Origin of the sequence: Pseudomonas caspiana, from assembly GCF_002158995.1 — a bacterium.
Lineage (GTDB): Bacteria > Pseudomonadota > Gammaproteobacteria > Pseudomonadales > Pseudomonadaceae > Aquipseudomonas > Aquipseudomonas caspiana.
In genome coordinates, this window is the sequence record NZ_LOHF01000035.1 from 1 (window position 1) to 26,728 (window position 26,728).

At 57.0% G+C, this 26,728-nt stretch carries 21 protein-coding genes and 1 pseudogene; 18 read left to right on the forward strand and 4 right to left on the reverse strand.

Features of this window, described 5'->3' with window-relative positions; translation table 11 throughout:
• Positions 1-161: 161 nt before the first annotated feature.
• The 4 genes from AUC60_RS25615 to AUC60_RS25630 all read left to right on the forward strand — a co-directional run bounded on the left by AUC60_RS25615 (position 162) and on the right by AUC60_RS25630 (position 5,355).
• Positions 162-623, forward strand: a complete 462-nt coding sequence (locus AUC60_RS25615) for an acyl-CoA thioesterase (protein WP_087274120.1) — start codon at positions 162-164, stop codon at positions 621-623.
• Positions 624-652: 29 nt separating this feature from the next.
• A complete protein-coding gene (locus AUC60_RS25620) occupies positions 653-1,612 on the forward strand; it encodes a tRNA dihydrouridine synthase (protein WP_087274122.1) in 960 nt (319 codons plus the stop codon).
• A 112-nt stretch (positions 1,613-1,724) separates the two neighbouring features.
• Positions 1,725-2,168: an Hsp20 family protein gene (locus tag AUC60_RS25625; RefSeq protein ID WP_087274124.1), complete on the forward strand. Its 444-nt coding sequence runs from the start codon at positions 1,725-1,727 to the stop codon at positions 2,166-2,168.
• 349 nt (positions 2,169-2,517) lie between these two features.
• A complete protein-coding gene (locus tag AUC60_RS25630) occupies positions 2,518-5,355 on the forward strand; it encodes a hypothetical protein (RefSeq protein WP_087274126.1) in 2,838 nt (945 codons plus the stop codon).
• Between the two features lie 104 nt (positions 5,356-5,459).
• On the opposite strand, the pseudogene AUC60_RS25635 reads toward AUC60_RS25630, so the two are convergent.
• Together AUC60_RS25635 and AUC60_RS25640 are read right to left on the reverse strand one after the other, a co-directional pair.
• Positions 5,460-7,565, reverse strand: a pseudogene (locus AUC60_RS25635) (putative bifunctional diguanylate cyclase/phosphodiesterase); the annotation flags it as partial.
• Between the two features lie 111 nt (positions 7,566-7,676).
• Complete coding sequence (locus tag AUC60_RS25640) at positions 7,677-8,555, reverse strand: LysR family transcriptional regulator (RefSeq protein ID WP_087274130.1); 879 nt, start codon at positions 8,553-8,555, stop codon at positions 7,677-7,679.
• 149 nt (positions 8,556-8,704) lie between these two features.
• Between AUC60_RS25640 and leuC the strand changes: the two genes are divergently transcribed.
• The 10 genes from leuC (at position 8,705) to AUC60_RS25690 (ending at position 19,455) form a co-directional block, all read left to right on the forward strand.
• On the forward strand, positions 8,705-10,129 hold the full coding sequence (gene leuC / locus AUC60_RS25645; protein WP_087274132.1) for a 3-isopropylmalate dehydratase large subunit: 1,425 nt from the start codon (positions 8,705-8,707) through the stop codon (positions 10,127-10,129).
• Between the two features lie 10 nt (positions 10,130-10,139).
• Positions 10,140-10,781, forward strand: a complete 642-nt coding sequence (leuD, locus tag AUC60_RS25650) for a 3-isopropylmalate dehydratase small subunit (RefSeq protein ID WP_087274135.1) — start codon at positions 10,140-10,142, stop codon at positions 10,779-10,781.
• A gap of 107 nt (positions 10,782-10,888) precedes the next feature.
• On the forward strand, positions 10,889-11,653 hold the full coding sequence (locus tag AUC60_RS25655; protein WP_087274185.1) for a class I SAM-dependent methyltransferase: 765 nt from the start codon (positions 10,889-10,891) through the stop codon (positions 11,651-11,653).
• Positions 11,654-11,718: 65 nt separating this feature from the next.
• Entirely contained in the window at positions 11,719-12,801 is a 1,083-nt protein-coding gene (gene leuB / locus AUC60_RS25660) for a 3-isopropylmalate dehydrogenase (RefSeq protein ID WP_087274137.1), read from the forward strand.
• A 68-nt stretch (positions 12,802-12,869) separates the two neighbouring features.
• Positions 12,870-13,982: an aspartate-semialdehyde dehydrogenase gene (asd, locus tag AUC60_RS25665; RefSeq protein WP_027900872.1), complete on the forward strand. Its 1,113-nt coding sequence runs from the start codon at positions 12,870-12,872 to the stop codon at positions 13,980-13,982.
• Between the two features lie 304 nt (positions 13,983-14,286).
• Positions 14,287-15,279, forward strand: coding sequence for a 2-dehydro-3-deoxygalactonokinase (locus AUC60_RS25670; RefSeq protein ID WP_087274139.1), 993 nt, complete (start codon positions 14,287-14,289; stop codon positions 15,277-15,279).
• Position 15,280: 1 nt separating this feature from the next.
• Positions 15,281-15,910: a 2-dehydro-3-deoxy-6-phosphogalactonate aldolase gene (locus tag AUC60_RS25675; RefSeq protein ID WP_087274141.1), complete on the forward strand. Its 630-nt coding sequence runs from the start codon at positions 15,281-15,283 to the stop codon at positions 15,908-15,910.
• A gap of 47 nt (positions 15,911-15,957) precedes the next feature.
• Positions 15,958-17,106 carry a galactonate dehydratase gene (gene dgoD, locus AUC60_RS25680; RefSeq protein ID WP_087274143.1) on the forward strand — a complete coding sequence of 383 codons (1,149 nt, stop codon included), beginning with the start codon at positions 15,958-15,960 and terminating at the stop codon, positions 17,104-17,106.
• Between the two features lie 151 nt (positions 17,107-17,257).
• The gene (locus tag AUC60_RS25685) at positions 17,258-18,568 is read left to right on the forward strand and encodes an MFS transporter (RefSeq protein ID WP_087274145.1); all 1,311 of its coding nucleotides are present in this window, start codon (positions 17,258-17,260) and stop codon (positions 18,566-18,568) included.
• Between the two features lie 77 nt (positions 18,569-18,645).
• On the forward strand, positions 18,646-19,455 hold the full coding sequence (locus tag AUC60_RS25690) for an IclR family transcriptional regulator (protein WP_087274147.1): 810 nt from the start codon (positions 18,646-18,648) through the stop codon (positions 19,453-19,455).
• Between the two features lie 117 nt (positions 19,456-19,572).
• Here the strand turns inward: AUC60_RS25690 and AUC60_RS25695 are convergent, their stop codons facing one another.
• Complete coding sequence (locus tag AUC60_RS25695; RefSeq protein ID WP_087274149.1) at positions 19,573-20,625, reverse strand: NAD(P)-dependent alcohol dehydrogenase; 1,053 nt, start codon at positions 20,623-20,625, stop codon at positions 19,573-19,575.
• Between the two features lie 178 nt (positions 20,626-20,803).
• Between AUC60_RS25695 and AUC60_RS25700 the strand changes: the two genes are divergently transcribed.
• Positions 20,804-21,709 (forward strand): AraC family transcriptional regulator, encoded by a 906-nt coding sequence (locus AUC60_RS25700; RefSeq protein WP_087274151.1) that lies wholly within the window; start codon positions 20,804-20,806, stop codon positions 21,707-21,709.
• Between the two features lie 160 nt (positions 21,710-21,869).
• On the opposite strand, the gene AUC60_RS25705 is transcribed toward AUC60_RS25700, so the two are convergent.
• Positions 21,870-23,525, reverse strand: a complete 1,656-nt coding sequence (locus tag AUC60_RS25705; RefSeq protein ID WP_087274153.1) for an electron transfer flavoprotein-ubiquinone oxidoreductase — start codon at positions 23,523-23,525, stop codon at positions 21,870-21,872.
• A gap of 526 nt (positions 23,526-24,051) precedes the next feature.
• Here AUC60_RS25705 and AUC60_RS25710 point away from each other — a divergent pair.
• From AUC60_RS25710 to AUC60_RS25720, 3 genes are all read left to right on the forward strand, one after another.
• Positions 24,052-24,801, forward strand: coding sequence for an electron transfer flavoprotein subunit beta/FixA family protein (locus AUC60_RS25710; RefSeq protein WP_087274155.1), 750 nt, complete (start codon positions 24,052-24,054; stop codon positions 24,799-24,801).
• 2 nt (positions 24,802-24,803) lie between these two features.
• Complete coding sequence (locus tag AUC60_RS25715) at positions 24,804-25,733, forward strand: electron transfer flavoprotein subunit alpha/FixB family protein (protein WP_087274157.1); 930 nt, start codon at positions 24,804-24,806, stop codon at positions 25,731-25,733.
• A 159-nt stretch (positions 25,734-25,892) separates the two neighbouring features.
• Entirely contained in the window at positions 25,893-26,717 is an 825-nt protein-coding gene (locus AUC60_RS25720; protein WP_087274159.1) for a substrate-binding periplasmic protein, read from the forward strand.
• The last annotated feature ends 11 nt before the right edge of the window (positions 26,718-26,728 follow it).

Here is a 26,728-nt window from a genome sequence, read left to right on the forward strand (position 1 = left end):
TCGCGGCCTCGCGGTGCTCGTGCGCTCCTACAGATTCGGCGTTTACCGCGAGATGGTGGATGTCGAGGCGCGCCTATAGGTCACTAGCAGTTGACCCACCTCTCATTAGCCGCTTTGGTTACACTCATCAGCCAATACAAACCAGCAACGCAGGAGCAAGCATGGTCTGGGATCTGACAACGCCTTTTGTGATCGACCTCAATGTCGCGGCCGATGATATTGACGGGCTGGGGCATGCCAATAACGCAGTGTATGTGACGTGGCTGGAGCGTTGCGCCTGGCGCCATTCCCAGCAGTTGGGGCTGGATCTGAGTGAGTATCGTCGGCTGGATCGGGCGATGGCGGTGGTTCGGCATGAGATCGACTACCTGGCCAGCACCTATCAGGACGATGAGTTGCAGTTGGCCACCTGGATTGTCGACTGGGACAAACGCCTGAAAATGACTCGACGTTTTCAGCTCAGACGCCCGAGTGACGGGGTGACGTTGTTGCGTGCCCAGACCACTTTTGTCTGCATCGAGCTGTCCAGTGGCAAGCCTAAACGCATGCCCGCAGAGTTCATCGAGGGGTATGGCGTCGCCATGGCTCATCCTCTGGTTTCCAATCCCGCCAGCGCGCCGTAAACTGCCGGACTTTTTTCGAGTGTGACCCCATGCAAATTGCTCTGGCGCCCATGGAGGGGCTGGTTGACGACATCCTGCGCGATGCCCTGACAAAAGTCGGCGGGATCGACTGGTGCGTGACCGAATTCATTCGGGTGTCCGAGCGTTTAATGCCGGCTCATTACTTCTACAAGTACGCTTCCGAGTTTCACAAAGGTGCGAAAACTGATGCCGGAACGCCGTTGCGCCTGCAGTTGCTGGGCTCCGATCCGGTCTGTCTGGCGGAGAACGCCGCGTTTGCCTGTGAGCTGGGCGCGCCAGTGCTGGATCTGAACTTCGGTTGCCCGGCCAAAACCGTCAACCGTTCCCGCGGCGGCGCGATTCTGCTCAAAGAACCTGAGCTGCTGTACTCCATCGTCAATCAGGTGCGCAGCGCGGTGCCCAAACACATTCCAGTCACCGCCAAAATGCGCCTGGGGTACGAAAACACTGACGGCGCGCTGGATTGTGCGCGTGCGCTGGCTGACGGCGGGGCGGAGCAGATCGTCGTACATGCCCGCACCAAGGTCGACGGCTATAAGCCGCCTGCCCACTGGGAATGGATTGCGCGGATTCAGGAAGTGGTCAAGGTGCCGGTAGTTGCCAACGGAGAAATCTGGACCGTCGATGACTGGCGCCGCTGCCGGGAAATTTGTGGCGCTCGGGACATCATGATCGGACGCGGGCTGGTGGCACGTCCCGACCTGGCCCGGCAGATTGCCGCCGCGCAGAAAGGCGAAGAAGTTGTGCCGATGACCTGGGCCGAAATGCAGCCCATGTTGCGGACATTCTGGTTGCAGTGTCTGGACAAAATGACCCTGATTCAGGCACCTGGCCGTCTCAAACAATGGCTGGTGCTGCTGACCAAAAGCTACCCGGAGGCAACGCAGATGTTTGATGCGTTGCGCCGTGAAACCGACTGCCAGCGCATCAGTGTTTTGCTGGGTGTCGGTGCCGACGAACGGTCATAAAAAATTTGAAAATTAACTCTTGAAAAGCTTTTGGCCGACCCTAGCTTAGGGGTTACGCGATGCCGAATTCGGGTCGCGGATTAAACCACTCGCTGTTTACAGGAGATTTATCATGACTACTGCATTTTCTCTGGCCCCTCTGTTCCGTAGCTCTGTGGGCTTTGATCGTTTCAACGACCTGTTCGAGGCTGCTGCCCGCAATGAATCCGCTGGCGGCTACCCTCCTTACAACGTCGAGAAGCACGCGGATGACCAATACCGCATCGTGATCGCGGCCGCAGGCTTCGTTGAAGAAGACCTTGAGCTCCAGGTCGAAAAGGGCGTGCTGACTGTTTCGGGCGGCAAGCGTGAAAATACTGCTGAGGGCGTGACCTACCTGCATCAGGGTATTGCTCAGCGGGCTTTCAAATTGTCGTTCCGGTTGGCTGATCACATCGAAGTGCAGAACGCTGGCTTGTCCAACGGCTTGCTGAATATTGATCTGCTGCGTCTGGTGCCTGAAGAGGCCAAAGCCAAACGCATTCCGATCAATAGTCAGAAAGTTCTGAACAGCTGATTGTTCACCTGCCAGCAAAAGAAGGCGCCTTTATGGCGCCTTCTTTCATTTAGACCGCCACGATAAAAAAACGGGCCTTAAGTAATCGCCGTTACTGTAAAACGTTAATGTTTTTGGAGTAAGCCGCGCACGGGTTATTGCAAGCGTTCACAAGGCAGTATGGACATGTTTTCAGACTCTCTTTTTCTGAGGGTGTCTACTGTCATCTTTACCAGTCCCGCTGGTCCGCCGTTGTTTGACGTTGCGGCGGTGTGGTGCTGTTATCAATACACGCTGATGGTGGGTAATTAAACGATTGATAATGGTTGGTCGAGTGCCAGGGCGTGGCGTGCGACTCAGGGAGGATGTCATGATTTATGCTGCGGATGAAACAAGAACTCCAGAACTTCTGTTGAAAGACATGAGTATCACCGACGCAAACGGGGACCGTATTAATGAATACACGATAAAACTTAATACATTAGGTGACAGGGACATGTCCGTGTTGCTCCCCTCTACACGAATGGATGTTAACCAAGGGAGAGCTGCTGAATATTATAATTTTTTCGACGGCGATGAGATTGATGTGTTTTGGCGTGGGGTTAACGCCAGTGGCGAGGAGGTGAGTTGGTCCCAGGCGATCAAGGTTCTTAATCGCGATCCTTCCAATGCATATGAGTTTTATGTGCCGTCCGGCAAGGTGAAACCCCTCGTCGGCAGTACTGCCCAACTGTCCTACCGCGTTACCCAAGGGCCGAATTCGCCAGCGCCTGGCAAAACTTTTAATGCCCCCCTGTTAGAGATTGCTATTACAGGCTTGATTCTGCCTGCTCCTCAGGTGGAGGGGGTTGTGGGTGATACGCTTGACCCGGTCAAGTTCAAAGGGGTTGTCGGCAATCGGTATGCAACAGTACTCGTTGATTATCCGGGCATGGCGCGGGGGGATATTGTTGAGGTCTACCGTAATGGACTGGCCGTTGAGGATATTCCGATCAGCGACAGTAATGTGATGCGTCGGCCGTTGAAGTTTGAGTGGAAAGAATCAGAGCTCAGTGGTGCCAGTAGTGATGTCATTACTATTTACTACGTGGTTTATCGAGGGCAACCGGAAGAGGCCTATACCTCGAATGCAATCACGCTTCGTATTGGCGTCAGTCTTGCCGCATTACCTCCCTTTATTACAGAAGTGACCGCTGGACGACTTGAACCCGGTTCTTACATTGATAAAGTGTTCGTGCATATTCCCCCAGAGGCGACGTTGGTCAACGACATCGTTACACTTTACTGGGTCGGCGCGGGAGAGGCCGGGAGCCTTCGGGATCGCGCGTTAGTTACGACTCGTAATGACAGCGGCGATCTAAAGTTTGATATCTACGAAGATGTTATCGCCCCCAACAGACGACGCCTTGTCAAAGTCTATTACACCCTCAGTCGGTTGGTGAATGGCCGCACGGTTGTACTGCGGTCACCTGACCTGATGTTTTTTGTTGGAACTGAGCAAGAGCAAGCTGATTTCGCCACCTCTGGCGGGCTGGGGCCAATTGAGGTCACGGGGGCTTCAAATGGAGTGCTTGATACACCAGCAGGGACGGAAGCGAAAATCGTGGTGCCCTTTGCGGCCACGTACGTTAACGACGAAGTCAGTGTCTACTGGCGTGTCAAAGGCGAGCAGGATAGCCAACTGCTGGGCACTCAAGCCGTGACGGCGGAAAACGTCGACTCGGATCTGGTTTTCACGGCCCCGGCCAGCCTGGTGGGCGGCTCGCTCAACAAGAGCATCGAGTTGTTCTACGTCATCAAGCGTCTGGGAGATCCCGACCCGATCTACATTGAGTCTCCCTATAAAGTGATCAGGGTAGGGCCATTGACGGGCGATCAATTGTTGCCTCCAGCGGTCGATGGTGTCGCCGACGATGGCACGCTCGATCCTATGCATGTCCTGAATGGGGCCAAAGTAGTCGTCCCGGCTTATCCGGGCATGGCGATTGGCGACAAGATTGTGGTGACCTGGGACGGAGGTCCAGGGCCGGGTACGGCGAGGCTGGCCGTTGTCACCGTTTCCAGGTTAGGACCTTTGACGGTAGACGTCCCGGCTGTCGCGGTTGCTTACTCGGTGGATTACTCGGTACTGGTGTCTTATGAAGTCACACGCGTTGGGCAGACGGCGCCACTCTATTCGCCCAGTCGAGTGATAGAGGTGTTCGGTTTTTATGATGAAGAGCTGACAAGACCTCGGATCGTTCAAGCCCCAAACGGAGTGCTGGACCTGTCGACTGCAACCGATCCTGTGACCGTCATTATTGATAAGTGGCCGTTGATCGCTGCCGGGCAGCGTATGTGGTTAAGGCTGGAAGGGGTCGCCGCAGACAATAGCTCCCTGGTCATCACCGTTGCAATTGCGAAAAGTTTGAGTGATGCCGATGTGCAGAAAGCAGTCAGTTTCGCGATTGCGAAAAGTGAATTCGCCAACTTGAAAAACGGCGGCCGCTTGAAGGTCAATTTCAAGGTAGCGTGGGATGGCGACGTCGACGAAAGTGAAGCTCGGCTATTTCCATTCTTCGAAGTCGAAATCAGGCAGCCTGGTATCAAGCCTGGCGAGGCATTGAGTATCGACGCCCGGGATATGAACCTCGGCGGCTATTTTGTTGTTATCAATGCGGCATACCTTGCCAATCCCCCAAGCAAGTCCTCAGCGATACGGACGGCGACGGGCGGGCGCCCCCCTTATCACTATTCGTCGAGCAATCCGGCCGTTGCGCAAGTCGATAGCGCCACCGGTAAAGTGAATGCCCGTGGCAATGGTATCGCGGTGATTGTGGCAATGGATCAGAATGGCGCAACAGTGAGCTATCGAGTCCTTGTTACAGGCGTGTATGCGCTTGAGCAGGTGCCGATGATGTTTCATACCTATGGCGTATGCCGTAAGAGTGCGGAAACTAAAGGCTTGCGAATTCCGACCTTGCAAGAATGGCAGACCATGAAGCGAATGAGTGGCGGGCAGATGAATTTGCCGTATGTTGAGGAGCAAGGGCAGACGCGTTACAAAAGGGTGTGGACCCAGGATGTGGTGCTCTTTCATCGTATTTCGTTTTATCCCGACGAAGACAGAACCGTAAAGTTGATAGACACCAGCATTATAATTCCGGGCTCGGACGCCCCCATCCTTAACGCCGGAGAAACTGCGCACGGTTTCGGAATCAGGAGCTGAAGCTGCACGCGACCTCGCCGCGCATGCTTTTGATGCGCAAGATTCAAGGCTAGGCGCATCTCGCTCATCCGCGGACGAAAGAGGGCGCCTGTTGGCGCCTTCTTTCATTCCAACAGGTTGAGCTGGCTGCTGACGAAAAGGCTTTCTGGTTGCTTCAAGCGTCTCTCGAATGCACTCAGGGTCAAGGGCTCACTGAATAAGTAGCCTTGATAAAGACTGCACCCTAGTTGTTCAAGAAACTCCAATTGCAAAGGCTGCTCAACGCCCTCGGCAATCACCGTCAGGTTCAAACTCTGCGCCATGGCCACAATCGCACGAATAATTTCTGCGTCGTTAGGGTCGGTGGTCGCATCGCGGATAAAGGACTGGTCGATTTTCAAAGCGTCGACTGGCAGCCGTTTCAAGTAGGTCAGGGATGAATAACCGGTGCCGAAGTCATCCATGGCAAAGCTCACGCCGAGTTTTTTCAGCTCATGCATTTTGGCGATGGTTTCGTCCAGATTCTGAATAACGATGCCTTCGGTGATTTCCAGCTTGAGCAGGTTGCTCGGCAGGCTATTCATGCGCAGGCAGCGTTTGACCCGATCAACGAAGTCGTTTTGTCTGAACTGACGGGGGCTGATGTTGACGCACAGACTGAAGTGCTGCAGGTCGACCAGCTTGTCACGCAGCAGTTTGCTCGCCGCCCGACAGGCTTCCTCAAGAATCCAGGCGCCGACCTCGAGGATCATTCCGCTTTCTTCCAGAATCTGAATGAACTGGTTGGGGGGCAGGTTTCCGGTTTCCGGGTGCTCCCAGCGCAATAACGCTTCTGCACCAATGATCCGGTTGAGGCGCGTGTCCACTTGCGGTTGATAACACAGGCTGAACTCACCTCGGGGCAATGCCAGGCGCAGGTCATTCTCCATGCGCAGACGTTCGATGGCTGCTTTTTGCATGGAGTCATGGAAAAGCTGGGTGGCGTTGCGGCCAGAGTCTTTTGCCCGGTACAGCGCGATGTCGGCGCGTTTAAGCAAATCAGCACTGGTCAGACCGTGATCGGGTATCAGTGCGATACCGATGCTCGGTGTAATTTGCAGGCGTTGGTTGTCCAGAAACATCGGCTGGGTGAGCAGGGCGCGGAGCATGTCGGCCAGCTCCAGTACCTGATCAGTGACGTCGTCGCGGCTACCTTCCAGGCCGCTGATGAGCACTACAAACTCGTCGCCCCCCAAGCGGGCGACGGTGTCTTCCATTCGTACGCTGGCTTCAAGCCGCGCGGTGACGATTTTCAGCACGCTATCGCCCACCGGGTGGCCGAGTGAATCGTTGATGTGCTTGAAGTGATCCAGGTCCATAAACAGCAGGGCGCCACGCAAGCTATGGCGTTGTAGCAGGATTATTTGCTGGCTCAGGCGATCCATGAGCAATGCCCGGTTGGGCAGGTTGGTCAGAGAGTCGTGATAGGCCAGATGCTGGACCTGCTCTTGCGCGCTTTTCAATTCGCTGATGTCCCGAGCGTTCATCAGCAGGCATTCAGTGTCGTTGAGGGTAATGGTTTCGATCGACACTTCGGCGGTGACATGTGTCCCGTCCTTGTGGCAGCCGGTCATTTCCCGGTGATGCACCCGGCCATTTTCTTCCAGGTCGCGAAGGAGCTGCTGGCGTTGGTTGATGTCCGACCAGATCCCGAGTTCGGCGACCGTATGTCCGATGACTTCCTCGGGAGTAAACCCCAGCAAACGGCAAAAACCGCCATTTACCTCCAGATAACGGCCGCTTGCGCGCTCTGTGATGGTAATTGCGTCAGGACTTGCGTGGAACGCCTTGGCGAACTTCTCTTCGCTGGTTTTGAGGGCGCGCTCAGCCCGCAAGTGTGCGCTGTTGTCCATGAACGTACTAAGTAAATAGAGCTGCTGCTCCAGTTCGACTTTCAACGCGCTGAAGGTGCCTTCGACCATTCGGCCATCGCGGGCCCGCAACTTTACATCCAGCCTGACAGGCTCAGCTTGTGTCACAACCCGCCTGACCAGGCTGTTGCGTTGTTCGGAGTCGTCCCATAGCGCCAGGTCGACTCCCGTCCGGCCAATGGCTTCGGCAGCGGGCCAGCCCAGAAGTGTTTCAAACTGACGATTGACCTCGCAGATGATCCCGCTATCGATGTGGGACAAAATCACGACGTTAGGGCTGAGGTTGTAGAGCGTTGCAAAACGCTTTTCCGATTCGCTCAGCGGCGCCGCGGTGCCGGACGACTCAAGGGTGATGCTGTCTGCGGGTATTGGCATGGGATCACGCGCCTGTAGTGATAAAGGCAGTAATACGATCTTCAGCGGTTTCAACTTTCAAGATTGACTGGCCTGTGCATCAAGTAACGCCATGAACGCTCGGGCCGCATTAGACAACGTACGCTCCGTATGAAGTATGTAGCCTAGCTGACGACTGAGCTGTATGCCCGGCAATGGAATGCGCGCCACCTGTTCATCCAGCATAGTGCGTGGCAGCACGCTCCACGCGAGGCCGATGGAAACCATCATTTTGATGGTTTCCAGATAGTTGGTACTCATGGCGATATCGGGCTTGAGTCCCTGCGCTTCACACAATCCGCTGACGATGTGGTGGGTGAACGTGTTGTTGCCGGGGAACACTGCCGGGTAGCCGACGATGTCCTGCAGACTCACCGGGCCGCTGTTGGCGAGCGGATGTTCCGGCGCTGCGACGAAGTCCAGCGGGTCGTCCCAGACCGGTACGGCCTTGACCAGCGAGTGAGGATCAGGGGCCAGGGTGATAACGGCCAGCTCGGCACGGCCATGAAGAATTTCTTCGTAGGCAACTTCCGAATCCAGAAACTGGATGTCCAGCGCCACTTCAGGAAAACGACGGGTGAACTCCCGTAGCAGGGGCGGCAGACGGTGCAGGCCGATGTGATGGCTGGTGGCTAACGTCAGACGGCCGGTCACTTCACCGGTCAGATTGGTCAGTGCCCGGCGGGTGTCATCCAGCACATTTAGAATCTGGTAGGCCCTTGGCAGCAAGGCTCTGCCAGCTTCGGTCAGGCTCACTTCCCGGCCTAGTCGATCAAACAGCCGCACATTCAACTGCTGCTCCAGGCCAGCGATACGCTTGCTGATCGCAGGTTGGGTCAGATGCAAGCGCTCCCCGGCCCCGGAAAAGCTGCCGGTTTCGGCAATGGCGATAAAAGCATTGAGGTTAGCCAGGTCCATTTCAGATTCCAGTTGGTTATCCAAAGCATAAAAATTATGAATTTGAGTTATTTAAGCATATTCCATAGCATTGCCTCACAAGCCAAAGGGTCATCGGTCGATCACCCAGGGCATAGAAAGATAGAAACACGCTGATGAGGAACCATCCGATGGCCGGCAAAACGTTGTACGACAAGCTCTGGGATTCCCACGAAGTAAAGAAGCGTGACGACGGTTCGTCGCTGATTTACATCGACCGCCACATCATCCATGAAGTGACTTCGCCGCAGGCGTTTGAAGGATTGCGTCTGGCTGGTCGTAAACCGTGGCGCATCGACGCCAACATTGCGACCCCGGACCACAACGTGCCGACTACTCCGGAACGTAAAGGTGGTATCGAGGCTATCGCTGACCAGGTATCGCGTCTGCAAGTGCAGACCCTCGACGACAACTGCGACGAGTACGGCATTACCGAATTCAAAATGAACGACGTGCGTCAGGGCATCGTTCACGTCATCAGCCCGGAGCAGGGTGCAACCTTGCCGGGCATGACCGTGGTGTGTGGTGATTCGCATACCTCCACTCATGGCGCATTTGGTGCGCTGGCTCATGGCATCGGCACCTCGGAGGTTGAGCACGTGCTCGCCACCCAGTGCCTGGTGGCCAAGAAAATGAAGAACATGCTGGTCTCCGTCGAAGGCAAATTGCCGGTTGGCGTGACGGCTAAAGACATCGTGTTAGCGGTAATCGGCAAAATCGGCACCGCTGGCGGTAATGGCCATGCGATGGAATTTGCGGGCAGCGCGATCCGCGATCTGTCGGTTGAAGGTCGTATGACCATTTGCAACATGTCCATTGAGGCAGGCGCTCGCGTCGGTCTGGTGGCTACGGATGAAAAGACTATTGCCTACGTGAAGGGACGTCCTTTCGCACCTAAAGGCGAGCAGTGGGATTTGGCAGTAGAGGCTTGGAAAGATCTGGTTTCCGATGCTGATGCGCACTTCGACACCGTGGTCAAACTCGATGCCGCGCAAATCAAGCCGCAAGTCAGTTGGGGCACTTCTCCGGAAATGGTCCTGGCCGTTGATCAGAACGTGCCTGATCCGGCTCAGGAAGCTGATCTGGTCAAGCGCGGCTCTATCGAGCGTGCCTTGAAGTACATGGGCCTCAAAGCCAATCAGGCGATCACCGATATCCAGCTGGATCGCGTGTTTATTGGTTCTTGCACCAACTCGCGGATCGAAGATTTGCGCGCTGCGGCTGAAATCGCCAAAGGCCGCAAAGTCGCTTCCACCATCAAGCAGGCGATCGTTGTGCCGGGCTCGGGGCTGGTCAAGGCGCAGGCTGAAAGCGAAGGTCTGGACAAGATCTTTCTCGAGGCCGGTTTCGAATGGCGTGAGCCAGGTTGCTCGATGTGTCTGGCGATGAACCCGGACCGCCTGGAAAGTGGCGAGCATTGCGCCTCCACTTCCAACCGTAACTTCGAAGGTCGCCAGGGTGCGGGTGGTCGTACTCACCTGGTCAGCCCGGCAATGGCCGCAGCAGCGGCGGTCAACGGTCGTTTCATTGATGTTCGCGAACTGATTCAGCACTAAGGAGCCCAGCATGAAAGCCTTTACTCAGCACACCGGCCTTGTCGCTCCTCTGGATCGTGCCAACGTCGATACCGACCAGATCATTCCCAAGCAGTTTCTCAAGTCGATCAAACGCACGGGCTTTGGCCCGAACCTGTTCGATGAGTGGCGTTATCTGGACGTTGGCCAGCCGTATCAGGACAACTCCAAGCGCCCGTTGAATCCGGATTTCGTCCTCAACGACGCACGTTATCAAGGCGCCAGCGTGTTGCTGGCCCGGGAAAACTTCGGCTGCGGCTCAAGCCGTGAGCACGCGCCGTGGGCACTGGATGAATACGGTTTCTGCGCGATTATCGCGCCCAGCTATGCCGACATCTTTTTCAACAACAGCTTCAAGAACGGCTTGCTGCCGATCATTCTTGACGAGGCTGAGGTTGACGAGCTGTTCAAGCAGGTTGAAGCCTGCGAAGGCTACCAGTTGACCATCGACCTGGCTGCTCAGACAGTGACCCGTCCTGACGGCAAGGTGCTGAGCTTTGAAGTCGACGACTTCCGCAAGCATTGCCTGCTTGAAGGTCTGGACGACATCGGCCTGACGCTGGTGGATAGCGAGGCAATTGCCGGTTTTGAAGCCAAACACAGAGCCAGCCAGCCGTGGTTGTTTCGCGGTTGAGATGAGATTTTTGCTGGTGTGATGACTGTGGGAGCTGGGCTTGGTCTGGGCGGCTCCCACAAGGTTCAGCGCAACAGGATTATTTGCGATTTACCAAAAAGGACACCCTGATGAGCTCAGCCCACACTCAAGTCGTACAACGTCAATTCGGTGAACAGGCCGCGGCCTATCTGAGCAGTGCCGTGCACGCCCAGGGTACCGAGTTTGCGCTGCTACAGGCCGAAGTGGCGGGGCGCAGTGATGCTCGGGTTCTGGACCTGGGATGCGGCGCGGGACATGTGAGTTTCAATGTCGCGTCGTCGGTGGGCGAAGTGGTAGCGTACGACCTTTCGCAGCAGATGCTCGATGTGGTGGCGGCTGCAGCGCAGGAGCGAGGGCTGACCAACGTCAGCACCGTGTGCGGCGCGGCGGAAAGTCTGCCGTTTGAGGATGGCGAGTTCGACTTTGTATTCAGTCGCTATTCGGCCCACCACTGGAGCGATCTGGCGCCGGCCTTGCGTGAAGTGCGCAGAGTCCTGAAGCCGGGAGGCGTCGCCGCCTTTATTGACGTAATGTCGCCGGGCAGTCCGTTGCTGGATACCTACCTGCAAAGCGTTGAAGTGCTACGTGACACCAGTCATGTGCGCGACTATTCCGCGGCCGAGTGGTTGCGTCAGGTCAGTGAAGCTGGCCTGTTCACCCGTAGTCACAGCCGTCAGCGTCTGCACCTGGAGTACACCTCCTGGGTAGAACGCATGCGTACCCCGCAAGCCTTTCGGGTCGCGATTCGGGAGTTGCAGCAGGCGATGGGCGCAGAAGTGCGCGAGTATTTCGAGATTTCCGCTGACGGTTCGTTCAGCACCGATGTTCTGGTGCTGTGGGCCGAACGCTAGTTCTTTCCGTTCAGTAGACGAAGAGGCGCTGACCGACAGTGCCGTTACAAAAAATTGAGGATGTTATGAGCAAGCAGATTCTGATTCTCCCAGGTGACGGTATTGGTCCGGAAATCATGACCGAAGCGGTCAAGGTGCTGGAACTGGCCAACGAGAAGTATCAACTGGGCTTTGAACTCAGCCACGACGTGATCGGCGGCGCAGCCATCGACAAGCATGGCGTGCCACTGGCCGACGAAACCCTGGATCGTGCCCGCGCTGCTGATGCGGTATTGCTGGGCGCAGTGGGCGGCCCGAAATGGGACACCATCGAGCGCGATATCCGCCCTGAGCGCGGTCTGCTGAAAATCCGTGCGCAACTGGGCCTGTTCGGCAACCTGCGTCCGGCGATCCTGTATCCGCAACTGGCCGATGCCTCTAGCCTCAAGCCTGAAATCGTTGCCGGTCTGGACATCCTCATCGTTCGTGAACTGACCGGCGGCATCTACTTCGGTGCCCCGCGTGGCAGCCAGACGCTGGAAAACGGCGAGCGTCAGGCTTACGACACGCTGCCGTACAGCGAAAGCGAAATCCGCCGCATCGCTCGAGTCGGTTTCGACATGGCGCGCGTGCGTGGCAAGAAACTGTGCTCGGTGGACAAGGCCAACGTTCTGGCTTCCAGCCAGTTGTGGCGTGAAGTGGTCGAGGAAGTGGCCAAGGATTACCCGGACGTCGAACTGAGCCACATGTACGTCGACAACGCCGCCATGCAACTGGTGCGTGCGCCGAAGCAGTTTGACGTGATCGTGACCGACAATATGTTTGGCGACATCCTTTCCGACGAAGCGTCGATGCTCACAGGCTCCATCGGCATGCTGCCTTCGGCCTCGCTGGATGCCAATAACAAGGGCATGTACGAGCCTTGTCATGGTTCGGCACCTGATATCGCGGGCAAAGGCATTGCCAACCCATTGGCGACTATCCTTTCGGTCTCGATGATGCTGCGTTACAGCTTCAATCTGACCGACGCGGCAGACGCCATTGAAAAGGCTGTCAGCCTGGTTCTTGATCAGGGCTTGCGCACGGGCGACATCTGGTCGGCCGGTAACGCGAAAGTCGGTACGCAGGAAATGGGCGACGCTGTAGTCGCCGCGCTGCGCAATCTGTAATATCTGCGGCCCGTTGCAAATTCGAACCCGAATGCAACGGCCCACTTTTTGTAAAAGGTGTAGTTGCGATGAAACGTGTAGGTCTGATCGGTTGGCGTGGAATGGTCGGTTCCGTGCTCATGCAGCGGATGCTGGAAGAGCAGGATTTTGACCTGATCGAGCCGGTGTTTTTTACCACCTCCAACGTGGGCGGCCAAGGCCCCTCCGTGGGCAAGGACGTGGCTCCGCTCAAGGATGCCTATAGCATCGATGAGTTGAAAACCCTCGACGTGATTCTGACCTGCCAGGGCGGCGACTACACCAATGAGGTGTTCCCGAAGCTGCGCGAAGCCGGTTGGCAGGGTTACTGGATCGACGCCGCTTCCAGCCTGCGTATGCAGGATGACGCGGTCATCGTTCTGGATCCGGTTAACCGCAAGGTCATTGACCAGCAACTGGATGCGGGCACCAAGAACTACATTGGTGGTAACTGCACCGTCAGCCTGATGCTAATGGGTCTGGGCGGTCTGTTCGAAGCCGGTCTGGTGGAGTGGATGAATGCCATGACCTATCAGGCCGCCTCTGGTGCGGGCGCGCAGAACATGCGCGAACTGATCAAGCAAATGGGCGCGACCCACGCGGCTGTTGCCGACGATCTGGCCAACCCTGCCAGCGCGATTCTGGACATCGACCGCAAAGTCGCTGAAGCCATGCGCAGCGATGCCTACCCAACGGAAAACTTCGGTGTGCCGTTGGCTGGTAGCCTGATTCCGTGGATCGACAAAGAACTGCCGAACGGCCAGAGCCGTGAAGAGTGGAAAGGCCAGGCCGAGACCAACAAGATTCTGGGTCGCTTCAAGAGCCCGATTCCGGTCGACGGTATCTGCGTACGGATCGGTTCGATGCGTTGCCACAGCCAGGCACTGACCATCAAGCTTAATAAGGACGTGCCAATCGCCGACATCGAAGGTTTGATCAGCCAGCACAACCCTTGGGTGAAACTGGTGCCAAACCATCGCGAAGCGAGCATTCAGGAGCTGAGCCCGACGTCTGTGACCGGCACCATGAGCATTCCGGTGGGCCGTCTGCGCAAGTTGAACATGGGCTCGCAGTATCTGGGCGCCTTCACCGTTGGTGACCAACTGCTTTGGGGCGCGGCTGAACCGCTGCGTCGCATGCTGCGGATTCTGCTGGAGCGTTGATCGCCCGGTTGTAGCGCCGACATGAAAAACCGCCTTTTGGGGCGGTTTTTTTATGGGTGAAGATTTTTGATTGTCATGCATTCCCTTGTGGGAGCTGAACTTGCTCGCGATAAGGGCACCGCGCATCGCAGGTCGAGCTCGTCCAGGCTTATCGCGAGCAAGCTCGGCTCCCGCATAAGGTCTGAATAGTCTGGAGCATCGTTTATCCCAAAATATGGGATGCAAATTTACATATTGAGATATTTCCCCTTTAAGGTTTATAGTCCCCCTCGCACTCACTGCTCAAAAAATAATAGGTGAAGCGATGCAAGCGCATTTGATCGCGCTCGATTGGGGGACAACCTCACTTCGTGCTTATCGACTCGGCGACCACGGCCGGGTTCTGGAACAGCGCTCGCTGAGCGCAGGCATCATGCAGTTGCCGAGTACGCCGCGAATGATTGCCGGTGAACTCTGCAGCGACGGTTTCGAACTGGCCTTCGACGAGGCGTGCGGCGACTGGCTCGATGCAGAACCCAAATTGCCCGTCATTGCCTGCGGCATGGTAGGCAGCGCCCAAGGCTGGCGCGAAGCGGTCTATCGGGAAACCCCGGCCAGCGTGTCCGGCCTCAGCTCTGCCTTGCAAACCGTACGCAGCCTGCGCGGTGTCGATGTCCACATTATTCCCGGCGTACTTCAGCGTTCGGTCCTGCCCAATGTCATGCGCGGTGAAGAAACCCAAGTGCTGGGCGTTCTGGCAGGGCTGTCTGCCACCGAAGCCCTCAAACCCCTGCTGATTGGTTTACCCGGCAGTCACTCGAAATGGGTTCAGGCCGCCGATGGCTGCATCCTGCATTTCGATACGTTCATGACCGGCGAAGTCTTCGCTGCGTTGAGCAACCACACGATTCTCGGCCGCACCATGCAGCGCAGCGATGTCTTCGATCAGTCGGCATTCGATCTGGGTGTTGCGGTCGCCTTGTCAGCCGACGGCGCAGCGGGACCGCTGTCGACGATTTTCAGTTGCCGCACGCTGGGCCTGACCGGTCAGCTCAGTGCCGATGCACAGCCCGACTACCTGTCAGGTCTGTTGATTGGTCATGAATTAGCGACCCTGGCTGCCATGCAGCGTGACCTCCATTCCGAATTGCCCGCCGTCATTCTTCTGGGCGGCGAGCAACTGTGTCTGCGTTACGGGCGAGCTCTGCACGCCTGCGGTTTTCTCCATGTGACGGTGGCAGAACAGGCCACCGAGCGCGGTCTATGGCAAGTGGCACTCAAAGCCGGCTTGCTCGCCAACATTCCATTAGAGGTCTGACATGCTCAAGCAAGCACTGCTCGAAAACGGCTTGATCGCCATTCTGCGCGGCCTGCGCCCGGCGGAAGCGCCTGCCATCGGTGATGTGTTGTACCAGGCGGGTTTCCGGGTCATCGAAGTGCCACTCAACTCGCCGCAGCCCTACGACAGCATTCGTCTGTTGCGCCAAAGCCTGCCTGCCGATTGCCTGATCGGTGCAGGCACCGTGATGACCCCCGAACAGGTCAATCTGGTCAAGGAGGCGGGCGGACAGGTCATCGTCATGCCGCACAGCGATGCCAAGGTGCTGCGTGCTGCGAAAGAGGCGGGATTGTTCCTGTCACCTGGCGTGGCGACGCCCAACGAGGCCTTCGCTGCCTTGGCTGAAGGCGCCGACGTGCTCAAGCTGTTTCCCGCTGAGCAAATGAGCCCGGCGGTCGTTAAAGCATGGCTGGCAGTGTTGCCGATTGGCACCGCGCTGGTTCCGGTCGGTGGCATTACGCCGGACAACATGAAGGCCTTTCTGGACGCAGGCGTCAAAGGTTTCGGCCTCGGCTCCGGCTTGTTCAAACCGGGCATGAGCGTGGCCGATGTCGACGAGCGGGCCCATGCCTATGTTGCCGCCTGGAAACAGTTGACCGAACGTTTCTGAGTAACCAGAGCGCTTCAGGCGCCACTTCAAATAAGAGAATCGCACACATGAAAATCACCAAACTCACAACTTTTATCGTCCCGCCGCGCTGGTGCTTCCTCAAGGTCGAAACCGACCAGGGCATTACCGGTTGGGGCGAGCCAGTAGTTGAAGGCCGCGCCCACACGGTGGCAGCTGCTGTCGAAGAGCTGTCTGATTACTTGATCGGTAAAGACCCGCGCAACATCGAAGACATCTGGACCGTGCTCTACCGTGGCGGCTTTTATCGTGGCGGCGCGGTGCACATGAGTGCGTTAGCCGGTATCGATCAGGCATTGTGGGATATCAAGGGCAAGCATCTGGGTGTGTCGGTCAGTGATCTGCTCGGCGGCCAGGTGCGTGACAAGATCCGTGTCTATTCGTGGATCGGCGGTGACCGTCCGGCTGACACGGCGCGTGCTGCAAAAGAAGCGGTGGAGCGAGGTTTCACTGCAGTGAAGATGAACGGCACTGAGGAGCTGCAGTTCCTCGACACTTTCGACAAGGTCGATCTGGCGCTGGCCAACGTTGCCGCGGTGCGTGACGCAGTTGGGCCGAACGTTGGCATCGGCGTCGACTTCCATGGCCGGGTGCACAAGCCCATGGCCAAAGTGCTGATGAAAGAACTGGACCCGTACAAGCTGATGTTCATCGAAGAACCAGTGCTCAGCGAGAACTACGAGGCGTTGAAAGAGTTGGCTCCGCTGACCAGTACGCCAATTGCCCTGGGCGAACGGCTCTTCTCGCGCTGGGATTTCAAGCGGGTACTGAGTGAAGGCTACGTCGATATCATCCAGCCGGATGCGTCGCATGCCGGTGGTATCACTGAAACCCGCAAGATCGCCAACATGGCTGAGGCCTACGATGTGGCACTGGCGCTGCATTGCCCGTTGGGGCCGATTGCACTTGCCGCGTGCCTGCAACTGGATGCTGTCTGCTACAACGCATTCATTCAGGAGCAGAGCCTGGGCATTCACTACAACGAGAGCAATGACCTGCTGGATTACATCAAGAATCCCGAGGTATTCGATTACGAAAAAGGCATGGTGAAAATCCCCAACGGGCCAGGCCTGGGCATCGAAATCAACGAAGAGTACGTCAAGGAGCGCGCGGCTATTGGTCATCGCTGGCGCAACCCGATCTGGCGTCATGCCGATGGCAGCTTTGCGGAGTGGTGATTTTTCGGGCTGATGCCTGAGCCTCGTAGGAGCTGCCAAAGGTTGCGAAAGCGATGGGCCTGAACCACCTCAATTCGCAGCCTTCGGCAGCTCCTACAAAATTTCACCCTGTTCGTAGCGACCTCAATAAAGACAAAAAGAGGCACCTCACATGCAAACCCGCACTCTCGAAGGGGCGGCGTCTTTAGCGACGCCTACCCGCAAGCGTTATTTCATCATGGTCCTGTTGTTCATCACCGTCGTGATCAACTATCTGGACCGCAGCAACCTGTCCATCGCTGCGCCAGCACTGACCAGCGAACTGGGGATCGACCCGGTCCATGTCGGGTTGATTTTCTCGGCATTCGGCTGGACTTATGCCGCCATGCAACTGCCCGGTGGCTGGCTGGTGGATCGCGTACCGCCGCGGATTCTGTACACCGCCGCGCTGGCGCTGTGGTCCATCGCGACCATCATGCTCGGCTTCGCTGCCAGTTTCATCGCGCTGTTTGTTTTGCGCATGGCCGTGGGCGCGCTCGAAGCTCCTGCGTATCCGATCAACAGTCGTGTGGTTACCACATGGTTCCCTGAGCGTGAGCGGGCCACGGCCATCGGTTTCTACACGTCCGGACAGTTTGTCGGCCTGGCATTTCTGACGCCGGTGCTGGCCTGGCTGCAAGCGCACTACGGCTGGCATATGGTGTTCGTCAGCACCGGCGCGGTGGGCGTGCTCTGGGCAGTGATCTGGTACATGGTCTATCGCGAGCCTCGTGATTTCAAAGGCGTTAACGAGGCAGAAATCGAGTTGATTCGCGAGGGCGGCGGGCTGGTGGATATCCAGGCTGACACGGCCAAGGAAAAACGTCCGTTCAGTTGGGCGGATCTGGGCATCGTGCTCACCAAGCGCAAGCTCTGGGGGATTTACCTGGGGCAGTTCTGCCTGAACTCGACGCTGTGGTTCTTCCTGACCTGGTTCCCGACCTATCTGGTTAAATACCGCGGCATGGATTTCATCAAGTCCGGCCTTTTGGCGTCGCTGCCATTTCTTGCGGCGTTCGTCGGTGTGCTGTGCTCGGGGTTCTTCTCCGACTGGCTGATCCGTCGTGGTTACACCGTTGGTTTTGCGCGCAAATTGCCGATCATCGCGGGGCTGCTGATTTCCACTTCGATCATTGGCGCGAACTTCGTAGATTCGACCCCGCTGGTTATCGCATTTCTGGCGTTGGCGTTTTTCGGTAATGGTCTGGCGTCCATCACCTGGTCGCTGGTGTCGACCCTGGCTCCGGCGCGTCTGCTGGGCCTGACGGGCGGGACCTTCAACTTCATCGGCAACCTGTCGGCGATTGCTACGCCTATCGTGATTGGCTTTCTGGTCTCGGGAGATTCGTTTGCGCCTGCTATCACTTACATTGCCGCGCTGGCACTGATTGGTGCGCTTTCCTACATCCTGTTGGTGGGCAAGGTCGAGCGTATCGAGCTGTAATCGCAGGTCTCGCCGGTAGCATGGAGATGGGCTGGCGGCGATAATGCCGCCAGTTTTTTGATGGGGTAAAGCCTGATATGTCGCAAGCGCTCGACGACACAGCAAGCAGCACTGCCAAGGATCCTGCTCCGACGGGTACGCAAACCCTGTTGCGCGGACTCGGCGTGGTTCAGGCCGTTGCCGACGGTGCGCGGGACCTGAAAGAGATTGCCCGCCGAATTGGTACGACGCGCAGCACCACGCACCGGCTGGTCAGTTGCCTGGTGGAGGAGCGTTACTTGCGGGTAGTGCCGCAGGTCGGCTATCTGCTGGGGCCAAAGCTGATCGAACTGGGCTTTCAGGCGCGGGAAGAAGTGCCCTTGGCGATGCTCGCCCGGCCGTATCTGGATGAGCTTTCACAGTTGACCGGTGACACCGTCCACCTCGCAATTCGTGATGGCGATGAAGTGCTTTATCTGCACAAGAATCCTGGGCGTAACGGTCCGGAAATGCGCTCGCGAGTCGGCCATCGTATGCCGCTGGCGCGTACCGGGATTGGCAAGGCGTTGCTGCTGGACAGTCCGGAAAGCGAGTGGCAGCGTTTGTATCAGATCAGTCTGCCGGAAGTGGCGCGCAACCCTTTATGGCCCGCCCACGAGGAGCAATCCTGGGAGCAGGTGCGTCAACGGATGCATGAATACGTGCAAGGCGGTTACGCCTTTGATCTGGAGGATAACGAGCCATCGATCCGCTGCGTGGCAGCGCCGATTCGTGATGCGGGCAAGCACATTGTTGCCGGTATCAGCATTGCCAGTACCGTGCCTTACATGCCGCTGGAGAAAATGGCCGAACTGGTGCCGTTGATCAAGCAGGTGGCGGGCAGGTTGTCGGCGGAATTGGGTGGGTAAAGCGGTACCCCTGTAGGAGCTCACCGAGGTTACGAGGCCAGCGATGGCGGTACGTCTGACACACCGCCATCGCTGGCCTTGTAACCTCGGTGAGCTCCTACAGTGACAGTGCAGCGCTTAAGCTTTCAGAGTCGCCATATCAATCACAAAGCGATACTTCACGTCGCCTTTTACAACACGCTCGAACGCTTCGTTGATATTGCGAATGTCGAGCATTTCGATGTCGCAGGTGATGTCGTGTTCAGCGCAGAAGTCCAGTACTTCCTGAGTTTCTGCCATGCCGCCAATCATCGAGCCGGCCAGTACCTTACGGGACATGACCAGATTTACTGCATTCACCGGCGGATCTACTGGCTCGATCAGCCCAACCAGAATGTGCACACCGTCGAAACGCAGGGTCTGCAGGTAGGGATTTAGATCGTGCTGCACCGGGATGGTGTCCAGCAGGAAGTTGAAGGTTCCGGCAACAGCTTGCATCTGCGCTTCGTCGGTAGAGATGACCACGTGATCAGCGCCCTGGCGACGACCTTCCTCTGCCTTGCTGGCGGAGCGGGTGAAGAGGGTGACTTCAGCGCCCATGGCCTTGGCGAACTTGATGCCCATGTGGCCCAGGCCACCCATGCCCAGTACACCAACCTTGTCACCGGCCTTCACACCGTAGTGCTTGAGCGGCGAGTAGGTGGTGATACCGGCGCAAAGAATCGGTGCGGCGCTGGCCAGGTTCAGTTTTTCAGGGATGCTCACGACGAAGCGTTCGCTGACCACGATGCTGTCGGAATAGCCGCCCATGGTCAGGCTGCCGTCGATGCGGTCCTGCCCGGCATAGGTTGGGGTCATGCCGTTCTGGCAGTAGTTTTCCAGATCCGCTTTACAGGCGTCGCAAGTGCGGCACGAGTCAACCATGCAACCAACGCCTACCAGATCACCGACTTTATACTTACTGACATCAGCGCCGACGGCGGTAACTTTGCCGACGATTTCGTGGCCGGGCATCAACGGATAAGAGGCAAAGCCCCACTCGTCACGGGCCTGGTGAATGTCTGAGTGGCAGACGCCACAGAACATGATTTCAATGGCCACGTCATCCGGACGCGGGCTGCGACGTTCGAAGGACAGGGGGGCGAGGGGCGCGGTCGATGATTGGGCGGCATAACCGATAGCTTTGTACATGGTGAACCTCGCAAGGCAATGAATAATTGAGGCTGACCATTTTGCGGGAAGGTAGGGTTCACGACCATGGTCATTCCTCCGCGACTCATGCCTGATCCTCCGGAAGTTTTGGGTTTGATATTGCTACATGTGGCATTTCTGCGATCATGCAGCTGTCTAATCCTCCGCCCGGTGCCTCATGTTGTTGCCCCATCAATCCGATGCCAATGCCACCCTTGTTTCCCTGATCAAGCCATTGGCGACTCGTCCGGGGTTTGTGCCGACGTTGTTGCCTGAGGTCAACGTGGTGTCGTTCGCCAGCTATGTGGCGAGTAGCCCGCAGATCTATGAACCGAGCCTGATGATCATTGCTCAAGGTGGCAAGCTGGCCAGCCTTGGTACACGGACCCTCGATTACGGTGCCGGGCATTATCTGGTTCAGGCGCTTTCTGTGCCGTTCATGTGTGAAACCTTCGCCTCGCCCGAGGCGCCGCTGTTTGGCGTTTCTGTGGCAATTGACCGGGTGATGCTCGGCGAGCTGGTACAGGCCATGGGGCCGATGCCGGATCAGATCGTTGAAGCGCAGACTCCGGAATCAATGACCTCGGCTTTGCTTGATGCGCCGATGCGGGAAAGTGTCGAGCGTTTGTTGCGTTGCCTGCACGATCCGCTCGATTGTCAGGTGTTGGGGCCGTCGCGGTTGCGCGAAGTGCTTTACGCCGCATTGCGCGGTCCTCAGGCCGGGGTGTTACGTGCGTTGGTCGCCCAGCAGAGCCATTTTTCGCGTGTCGCAGCATCGTTGGCGTATCTGCACAGCCATTACGCCGAGCCGTTGAACGTCGATACCCTGGCGCGTCAGGCCAACATGAGTGCTTCGACCTTTCATGAGCATTTCAAACGCAGCACCTTGCTGTCACCCGTGCAGTATCTGAAGCGTCTGCGTCTGCTCAAGGCTCAGCAGATGTTGATTACCGAGGGTATGGGGGTGGCGCAGGTCGCGCACTGTGTGGGGTATCAAAGCACGTCGCAATTCAGCCGCGAATATAAACGCTACTTCAACCGGAATCCGGGGGAAGAGGGTGTGCAGCTGCGAATTCCGGCTTGAATGTTGCTGAACCTGTAGGAGCTCACGAGCAGCGCGAGGCAGCGATAGCGATTTGTCTAACACGCCGCTATCGCTGCCTCGCGCTGCTCGTGAGCTCCTGCAGGTCTTCTGTTTGAAGCAAGACGGCGCGGTGTCAGAGGCAACGCGCCGTCGCAGGTTGCTACATATTTGGGTAGGTAGGGCCGCCGCTGCCTTCCGGTGTCACCCAGGTGATGTTCTGCGAAGGATCCTTGATGTCACAGGTCTTGCAGTGCACGCAGTTCTGGGCGTTGATCTGGAAGCGTTTCTCACCGTCCTCCTGCGTCACCACCTCGTAGACGCCCGCCGGGCAGTAGCGTTGAGCGGGTTCGTCATACAACGGCAGGTTGGTACCGATCGGGATGCTCGGGTCGGTCAGCTTCAGGTGGCAAGGCTGTTCTTCTTCGTGGTTGGTACCGGAGATGAACACCGAGCTGAGCTTGTCGAAGCTGAGCTTGCCGTCGGGTTTCGGGTAGTCGATCTTCGCCGAGTCTGCTGCCAGTTTCAGGCAGGCATAGTCTGGCTTGGTGTCGTGCAGCGTGAACGGTAGCTTGCCACCGAAGATGTTCTGATCAACAAAGTTAAACGCGCCGCCCATGATGGCGCCGTACTTATGGAGTGCAGGACCGAAGTTGCGGCTGGCGAACAGCTCTTCGTGCAGCCAGCTGTTTTTGAATGCAGAAACGTAAGTGTTCAGCTCATCGCCGCCTTCCTTGCCCGCTAGCAAGGCCTCTGCCACTGACTCGGCGGCCAGCATGCCGGACTTCATGGCGGTGTGGCTGCCCTTGATCTTGGCAAAGTTCAGCGTGCCCAGATCGCAACCGATCAGTGCGCCGCCCGGAAATACCATCTTCGGCAGCGAATTCAGGCCGCCCTTGCAGATCGCTCGTGCGCCATAGCTGATGCGCTTGCCACCTTCCAGATACTGCGAAACTACCGGGTGATGCTTGTAGCGCTGAAATTCATCGAACGGCGACAGGTAAGGGTTGCTGTAGGACAGGTCGACGATGAGGCCCACGACCACCTGATTATTTTCCAGGTGATAAAGGAAGGAGCCACCCATGTTCTCGTCGTCCAGCGGCCAGCCAGCGGTATGCACCACCAGACCTTGCTCGTGTTTGGCAGGGTCGACTTCCCAGATTTCTTTCAGGCCAATGCCGTAGTGCTGGGCGTCAGCTTCGGTATCAAGGTTGAAACGTTTGATCAGTTGCTTGCCGATGTGGCCGCGGCAACCTTCGGCAAACAGGGTGTACTTGCCGCGCAATTCCATGCCGGGGGTGTACAGGCCGTCTTTTGGCTGACCCTCGCGGTCAACACCCAGATCACCGGTGACGATACCGCGTACCACACCGTTTTCATCGATCAGCGCTTCCTGAGCGGCGAAGCCCGGGTAAATTTCTACACCGAGGTTCTCGGCCTGCTGGGCGAGCCAGCGGCACAGATTGCCCAGCGAGATAATGTAGTTGCCCTCGTTGTGCATGGTCTTGGGCACAAACAGATCAGGGACTTTTACCGATTTTTCAGCGCTGCGCAGGACATAGATGTCGTCACGCTTGACGGGCGTGTTCAGCGGCGCGCCGAGGTCTTTCCAGTCCGGGAACAACTCGTTCAGTGCGCGGGGTTCGAACACCGCGCCCGATAGGATGTGTGCGCCAACTTCGGAGCCTTTTTCTACTACGCAGACGCTGATTTCCTGACCGGCTTCAGCAGCCTTTTGTTTTAGACGGCACGCGGCAGAAAGCCCGGCGGGGCCGGCACCGACGATGACGACGTCGAATTCCATAAATTCGCGTTCCACAGGCTATCTCCTACTCAAGGCTCACAGTATTTTTTTATATGCAGCGTACTAACCAGCGTGCGGTGCATCAGTAACCCGCATCTTCGAATGCTGCGCAGTATATCTACACCACCCGGCAGGGCCAATACAAACGTTTGTTTGAAATGGCCGCAGGCCAGATAAAACATAGACGCGCGGCTCATGACTGGCGGTTTTGTCGTATTGACCGCATAACGGCTTGCGGTCAAGATACGGACGGTTTTGCGCTCGCCGTAGGCTGAACATCGCCTGAACTGCACCTCTGAGGCGTCGCGAGCGCGTTACAGGCAAATCCACGTCACGAATTTGCGGGTGCAAAGTTTACACGCCTGCATAGCCCAGATGTGCGGCATCTGGTGTTTATCCGTGTTCAGGTGGCTTGTTTATTGAGGTCACCGTTCGTTCTGTACGAATACGTCTGCTTCCAGAGGCTGTTTCACGGGTACATATGCATCGCCGGGTCTTGCACCGGGCGACTTTCTTTTCACCGGAGAGAAACGAGGAATCCATGAAGGTTCTAGTAGCTGTCAAACGAGTGGTCGACTACAACGTCAAGGTTCGCGTCAAGGCGGACAACTCCGGCGTCGATCTCGCTAACGTCAAAATGTCGATGAACCCCTTCTGCGAAATCGCTGTGGAAGAAGCCGTACGCCTGAAAGAGAAAGGCGTTGCGACCGAGATCGTCGTCGTTTCCATTGGTCCGACCAATGCTCAGGAGCAGCTGCGTACCGCGCTGGCGCTGGGCGCTGATCGTGCCATCCTCGTTGAGTCCGCTGATGAGCTGAACTCCCTGGCCGTTGCCAAGTTGCTCAATGCCGTCGTGGCCAAGGAGCAGCCACAACTGGTTATCCTCGGTAAGCAGGCGATCGACAGCGACAATAATCAGACTGGCCAGATGCTGGCAGCGTTGAGCGGCTTCGCTCAGGGCACCTTTGCTTCTAAGGTAGAAGTCAGCGGCGACAAGGTTGCCGTAACTCGCGAAATCGACGGCGGTCTGCAGACTGTTTCGTTGAGCCTGCCTGCTGTGGTCACTACTGACCTGCGTCTGAACGAGCCGCGCTATGCGTCACTGCCAAACATCATGAAGGCCAAGAAGAAGCCGCTTGAAGTGCTGACGCCCGATGCTTTGGGTGTTTCAACCGCTTCCACGACCAAGACCATCAAGGTCGAAGCACCGGCTGCACGTAGCGCGGGCATCAAGGTCAAGTCGGTGGCTGAACTGGTCGAGAAACTGAAAAACGAAGCGAAGGTAATCTAACTATGACTATCTTGGTAATCGCTGAACATGACAATGCAACGTTGGCTCCAGCCACGCTGAATACCGTGGCGGCTGCAGTCAAAATTGGCGGCGACATTCATGTGCTCGTTGCCGGTGCAGGCGCTTCGGCTGTCGCCGATGCTGCTGGCAAGGTCGCTGGCGTCGCGAAAGTGCTGGTGGCCGAAAACGCTGCTTATGCCCATCAACTGCCAGAGAACATCGCTCCTCTGGTCGTCGAGCTGGCCGGTGGCTACAGCCACATCCTGGCCGCCGCTACTTCCAACGGCAAAAACATTCTGCCGCGCGTTGCTGCGCTGCTGGACGTTGACCAGATCTCCGAGATTATCTCGGTCGAATCGGCTGACACCTTCAAGCGTCCGATCTACGCCGGTAACGCTATCGCTACTGTTCAGTCGTCGGCATCGGTCAAAGTGATCACCGTGCGGGCTACCGGTTTCGATCCAGTTGCTGCTGAAGGCGGTTCTGCTGCGGTTGAAGCTGTTGCTGCAGCTCATGACGCAGGCAAATCGAGCTTTGTGGGCGAAGAGCTGGCCCAGTCTGATCGTCCCGAACTGACCGCTGCCAAGATCGTCGTATCTGGCGGTCGTGGCATGCAGAATGGCGACAACTTCAAGCACCTGTACACGCTGGCTGACAAGCTGGGCGCTGCTGTTGGCGCTTCCCGTGCAGCAGTGGACGCAGGCTTCGTACCGAACGACATGCAGGTCGGTCAGACCGGTAAGATCGTTGCACCACAGCTGTACATCGCGGTCGGTATTTCCGGCGCGATCCAGCATCTGGCGGGCATGAAAGACTCGAAAGTCATCGTCGCTATCAACAAGGACGAAGAAGCTCCGATCTTTCAGGTAGCTGATTACGGTCTGGTTGCCGACCTGTTCGAAGCAATCCCTGAGCTGGAGAAGCTGGTTTAATCCAGATGCTTCGCTTATAAGTGCTTCTCTAAAGCCCCGTTCGTTTCGGCCTGTGAGCATCGCGGTTAGTGCGAGTTCACGTGGTCCGGGCGAACGGGTTTTTTATTGGCTGTTTTAAAGCTTCATAGAAAAATCTGAACGCAAAAAAAAGGATTCTCCATGGGTCAGTCAAACAGGCTGCTTTCTGCGCTTTTCATAGGTGTGCTTGCTGCGCCCGGTCTGGCAATGGCGGGGGGCAAGTGTGAGCGCCTGATTGTGACCGGCAGTCCAGATGCCCCTCCTTATCTGTGGCGTGATCCTCAGGACCCCAAGCACTTGATGGGCGCCAGTGCCGATCTGTTCAAGCAGGCGGCGCAAGAGCTAGGGATAAAAGTTGAAGTATTGTTCGCCGGCAAACGCAGTCAGGCGCTTGAAGAAGTGCGTAGCGGCCGCATGGACATGTTGGTGGATGCGCCACTGAATCAGGCTGAGCTAGAGGCGCTGGACTACATCCATCCGCCACTGATTCAGAATGAAGTCATGGTCTGGACGCGTCATGATCAAGCGTTGCCGATGGATACATTGGCTGATCTTCAGGGACACAAGGGGGCGGCGTCCGAACGCATTCGCCTGACGCAGGCATTCGATGCAGCCGTCAAGGCACGCCTGACCCTTGAGCGTCTGCCCAATCTGACCGAGGCCTTTCAGAAACTGATGCTGGGGCAGGTCAATTACGTTCTCGCCAGTCGCTACCCGGGTACGGCGATGGTGCAGACACTCGGCCTTGTCAAGGATCTGGTTGCACGACCGCAACCGGTGGACCAGCCGGGTCTATATCTCGCACTGTCTTTCAATTCGGCTTGCAACGATCCCTGGTTGCGCGGACAGCTGGCCAAAAAGATGACAGAATCGGCCGCTTCTGACCTGTCGGGTGAAGCAGTCAAACGCAATCTGGAAATCTGGAAGGCTCAATTACTGCATCCGGCCAGCGCCTCAAACAAGTAGGAATGTTTTTG

Excerpts from the sequence above, each read along its gene's own strand:
- AUC60_RS25615 (WP_087274120.1), top strand. The coding sequence starts at position 162 with ATGGTCTGGGATCTGACAACGCCTTTTGTGATCGACCTCAATGTCGCG.
- AUC60_RS25620 (WP_087274122.1), top strand. The coding sequence starts at position 653 with ATGCAAATTGCTCTGGCGCCCATGGAGGGGCTGGTTGACGACATCCTG.
- AUC60_RS25625 (WP_087274124.1), top strand. The coding sequence starts at position 1,725 with ATGACTACTGCATTTTCTCTGGCCCCTCTGTTCCGTAGCTCTGTGGGC.
- AUC60_RS25630 (WP_087274126.1), top strand. The coding sequence starts at position 2,518 with ATGATTTATGCTGCGGATGAAACAAGAACTCCAGAACTTCTGTTGAAA.
- AUC60_RS25640 (WP_087274130.1), bottom strand. The coding sequence starts at position 8,555 with ATGGACCTGGCTAACCTCAATGCTTTTATCGCCATTGCCGAAACCGGC.
- leuC (WP_087274132.1), top strand. The coding sequence starts at position 8,705 with ATGGCCGGCAAAACGTTGTACGACAAGCTCTGGGATTCCCACGAAGTA.
- leuD (WP_087274135.1), top strand. The coding sequence starts at position 10,140 with ATGAAAGCCTTTACTCAGCACACCGGCCTTGTCGCTCCTCTGGATCGT.
- leuB (WP_087274137.1), top strand. The coding sequence starts at position 11,719 with ATGAGCAAGCAGATTCTGATTCTCCCAGGTGACGGTATTGGTCCGGAA.
- asd (WP_027900872.1), top strand. The coding sequence starts at position 12,870 with ATGAAACGTGTAGGTCTGATCGGTTGGCGTGGAATGGTCGGTTCCGTG.
- AUC60_RS25670 (WP_087274139.1), top strand. The coding sequence starts at position 14,287 with ATGCAAGCGCATTTGATCGCGCTCGATTGGGGGACAACCTCACTTCGT.
- AUC60_RS25675 (WP_087274141.1), top strand. The coding sequence starts at position 15,281 with ATGCTCAAGCAAGCACTGCTCGAAAACGGCTTGATCGCCATTCTGCGC.
- dgoD (WP_087274143.1), top strand. The coding sequence starts at position 15,958 with ATGAAAATCACCAAACTCACAACTTTTATCGTCCCGCCGCGCTGGTGC.
- AUC60_RS25685 (WP_087274145.1), top strand. The coding sequence starts at position 17,258 with ATGCAAACCCGCACTCTCGAAGGGGCGGCGTCTTTAGCGACGCCTACC.
- AUC60_RS25690 (WP_087274147.1), top strand. The coding sequence starts at position 18,646 with ATGTCGCAAGCGCTCGACGACACAGCAAGCAGCACTGCCAAGGATCCT.
- AUC60_RS25695 (WP_087274149.1), bottom strand. The coding sequence starts at position 20,625 with ATGTACAAAGCTATCGGTTATGCCGCCCAATCATCGACCGCGCCCCTC.
- AUC60_RS25700 (WP_087274151.1), top strand. The coding sequence starts at position 20,804 with ATGTTGTTGCCCCATCAATCCGATGCCAATGCCACCCTTGTTTCCCTG.
- AUC60_RS25710 (WP_087274155.1), top strand. The coding sequence starts at position 24,052 with ATGAAGGTTCTAGTAGCTGTCAAACGAGTGGTCGACTACAACGTCAAG.
- AUC60_RS25715 (WP_087274157.1), top strand. The coding sequence starts at position 24,804 with ATGACTATCTTGGTAATCGCTGAACATGACAATGCAACGTTGGCTCCA.
- AUC60_RS25720 (WP_087274159.1), top strand. The coding sequence starts at position 25,893 with ATGGGTCAGTCAAACAGGCTGCTTTCTGCGCTTTTCATAGGTGTGCTT.